At 73.4% G+C, this 2,977-nt stretch carries 4 protein-coding genes; all 4 read left to right on the top strand.

Annotated features, from left to right (window positions below):
* The first annotated feature begins 110 nt into the window (after window positions 1-110).
* The 4 genes from VF647_12410 to VF647_12395 all read left to right on the top strand — a co-directional run bounded on the left by VF647_12410 (window position 111) and on the right by VF647_12395 (window position 2,520).
* Window positions 111-986, top strand: a complete 876-nt coding sequence (locus VF647_12410) for a tetratricopeptide repeat protein (GenBank protein ID HEX8452895.1) — start codon at window positions 111-113, stop codon at window positions 984-986.
* Window positions 983-1,339 (top strand): roadblock/LC7 domain-containing protein, encoded by a 357-nt coding sequence (locus VF647_12405; protein ID HEX8452894.1) that lies wholly within the window; start codon window positions 983-985, stop codon window positions 1,337-1,339. Before VF647_12410 ends, VF647_12405 begins: the two co-directional genes overlap by 4 nt.
* Complete coding sequence (locus VF647_12400; GenBank protein HEX8452893.1) at window positions 1,336-1,812, top strand: roadblock/LC7 domain-containing protein; 477 nt, start codon at window positions 1,336-1,338, stop codon at window positions 1,810-1,812. The genes VF647_12405 and VF647_12400 overlap by 4 nt, the downstream gene beginning before the upstream one ends.
* A gap of 102 nt (window positions 1,813-1,914) precedes the next feature.
* Complete coding sequence (locus VF647_12395; GenBank protein HEX8452892.1) at window positions 1,915-2,520, top strand: GTPase domain-containing protein; 606 nt, start codon at window positions 1,915-1,917, stop codon at window positions 2,518-2,520.
* Window positions 2,521-2,977 lie beyond the last annotated feature (457 nt).

The raw sequence follows: 2,977 nt of genomic DNA, 5'->3' as shown, positions 1-2,977 counted from the left end.
TGGAGCACCTACCTGCGCCTGGAGGACGGCGACACCGCCCGCCGCGGCCAGGCCGAGCGCGCCCGCGACGCCGCCGACGTCCTCCTGGCCGCGCTCGACGAGGAGGCCGCATGACCGCATCGCCCGCGCAGGTGAAGCAGTGGACGGACGAGCTGGCGGCCGACCCCGCCTCGACCGCCTTCCTCCCGCTGGCGCGCGCGTACCGCGACTCGGGGAAGCGCGAGGCGGCGCTCCGGCTGGTGCTGCGCGGCCTGGAGCGCCACCCGCACCACGTCGATGCCCACCACCTCCTCGGCCTCCTCTACCGCGATGCCGGCGACAACGTGCGGGCCGCGGACGAGTGGGGGATCGCCCTGGCCCTGGCCCCCGAGCACCCGGGCGCGCGCCGCGAGATGGGCCTCGCCGCCTTCGCCCGCGGCGACTGGGCATCGGCGGTGAAGCACCTGGAGCAGGCGCAGGCCAACGACGTCATGGACCAGGAAGTTCGCGCCGCCCTGGAGTCCGCCTGGCAGCGCTCCCGCGTCGCCGCCCGCGCCGCGCCTCCATCCAACGCGCCCGCGCCCGCCCCCGAAGCGCCGCGCTCCGAGCAGTGGGACGGCGGCCGCATCTTCGACGCGCTGGCCGCCGAGCTGGCCGCGCTCTCGCAGGAGCGCGGAATCGTCGGCGCGGTGATGCTGGACGCGCAGGGCTTCGTGATCGCGGGGCGGATCGGCGCGGAGCGCGATCGCGCGGGCGAGATCTCCGCCGTCCTCTCGGGTGCATCCAGCGAGGCGGAGCGCGCTGTACGCCACCTGAAGCTGGGCGCCTGGAAGGGGATCCTGGTCGAGACGCCGCAGGCCGTCGTGCGCCTCGCCCCGACCGGGGACGGCGGGATGGTGGCGGTAGCCGGGCGGCGCGACGTGCCGATGGGGTGGGTGCTGCGGGTGGCGGCGCGGGCGCGCGAGTCGGCGGAGCGCTTCCTGGCGGCCATAGGAGGCGCGCGGTGAGCGGCTACCGGGAGCTCCTGGACCGCGTCAACCGCGTCACCGGCGTGCGCGGCTCCATGGTCGTCGCCGTGGAGGACGGGCTCGTGGTGGCCGAGGAGCTGATGCTGGGCGTCCCGGGCGACGCGGTGGCGGCGCTGGTGGCTTCCATCTTCCGCCGCGCCCGCCGCTCCATGTCCGCCGCCGACTTCGGCGACGCCGCATTCGTGCAGGTGGACGGCGAGGAGGGCCTCCTCTTCGCCGCCGCCCCGCCGCAGCTGGGCGACCTGCTGCTGGTGGTGGTGGCGGAGAGCTGGGTGAACGTGGGGCTGGTACGTCTCGAGGCGGCGCGCGTGGTGGAGGCGCTGGGCGGATGAGGCGCGCCGACCTCGCGCAGTTCTCGGAAGCGCTCGCCGGTCCGGTGGAGCGGTTCGCGCGCGAGGCGGGGCTGCGCCTGGTGCTCCTCATCAACCGCAGCGGCCAGGTCCTCGCGCAGCGCGGCTTCGCCCGTGCGCTGGACGTGATGGGCGTCGCATCGCTGGGCGCCGGCATCCACGCCAGCAGCCAGGCGCTCGCGGAGCTGATCGGCGAGCAGGGCTTCCGCCACCTGCACCAGGGCGGCACGGCGTCGCAGGTGTTCATCGGCCCCTTTCGCACCCCCGCCGAGGACCTGATCGCCATCGCCGTCTTCAGCGAGGACTCCTCCATCGGCCTCGTCCAGCTCTTCTTCGCCGCCTTCGTGGCCGAAGTGGCCGCGCTCCCCGGCTGGAAGGAAGCGCGCCCCACGACGGACGCGCGGGCGTTCGAAAAGGATCTGGAGGCGGGGCTGGAAAATGTTTTCGGAGCGTAGGCCAGCAAGACGTAGTGCGTTAGTGCGTGAGTGCGTGAGTGCGTTCAGTCACTCCGGGCACCAGCGCACTTCCGCACTAACGCACTCACGCACTTCTTTTCTATGAGCCTCGTCAACTATTCCACCCGCGAGATCACCTCCAAGATCGTGTACTACGGTCCGGGCCGCTCCGGGAAGACGACGAACCTCCAGTACATCCACGGCCAGGTGCCGGAGGACCGGCGCGGGCGCATGATGTCGCTGGCCACCGAGACCGACCGCACGCTGTTCTTCGACTTCCTCCCGCTCGACCTGGGGACGATCTCGGGGTTCCAGACGCGGTTCCAACTCTACACGGTCCCTGGCCAGGTGTACTACGACGCCACCCGCAAGCTGGTGCTGCAGGGCGCGGACGGCGTCGTCTTCGTGGCCGATTCTCAGCGTGCCCAGCGCGACGAGAACGTCGAGAGCTTCCGCAACCTCCAGGTGAACCTGCTGGAGCAGGGCGTCGACCCGCGCACCATCCCCATCGTCCTCCAGTACAACAAGCGCGACCTCCCCGACGTCATGTCGCTGGACGCGCTGGACGACCTCCTGAACTACCGCGACCTCCCGCGCTTCGAAGCCCGCGCCCTCTCCGGCGCCGGCGTCTTCGACACCCTCCGCGGCATCAGCTCCGAGGTGCTGAAGCGCCTGGCGCAGCGGTTTGGGCGGGCGGTGTCGGCGTAGGGGCCCTCACCCCCGGCTCGTTACACTCGCCTGCCCCCTCTCCCGATAACAGGAGAGGGCTCCGCCCTCCTGTCATCGAGAGAGGGGGCTTGGGTACGCTGCGGCGGGTTTGGTGCCGCGCGGAGGGCCCCCTCCCCCGCCTGCGGGGCGCAGGGCGGGTGAGGGGGAGAACACCGCGCGCCGCGCCGGTGCCCGCCGCCGCACCGACGGCTGCACCGGTGCACCGGCCCCTGGTAGGGGCAGACCTGCGTGTCTGCCCACCCTCGCCGCGCCTGGACCCCCGCGCCGCGCACCGATGCCGTAGGGGCCGCCCCACGTGGCTGCCCGTGCCCGCCGCCGCGCCGAACCCCGTGGACGCGCACCCATGCCCGCCACCGCCCCTCCCCCAGGCGGTTTTGGGGGAGGGGCCGCGAGGAACGAGCGGGGGAGGGGGCCCCACTCAGCCCCCCCCCCCGCC

It is taken from the genome of Longimicrobium sp., assembly GCA_036387335.1.
Classification (GTDB): Bacteria; Gemmatimonadota; Gemmatimonadetes; order Longimicrobiales; family Longimicrobiaceae; genus Longimicrobium.
Note: the sequence above shows the minus strand (reverse complement) of the source record. Positions and strands in the feature narration are given on the sequence as shown.

Coding starts and splice junctions, on each gene's coding strand:
- VF647_12400 (HEX8452893.1), top strand. CDS start 1,336: ATGAGGCGCGCCGACCTCGCGCAGTTCTCGGAAGCGCTCGCCGGTCCG.
- VF647_12395 (HEX8452892.1), top strand. CDS start 1,915: ATGAGCCTCGTCAACTATTCCACCCGCGAGATCACCTCCAAGATCGTG.
- VF647_12410 (HEX8452895.1), top strand. CDS start 111: ATGACCGCATCGCCCGCGCAGGTGAAGCAGTGGACGGACGAGCTGGCG.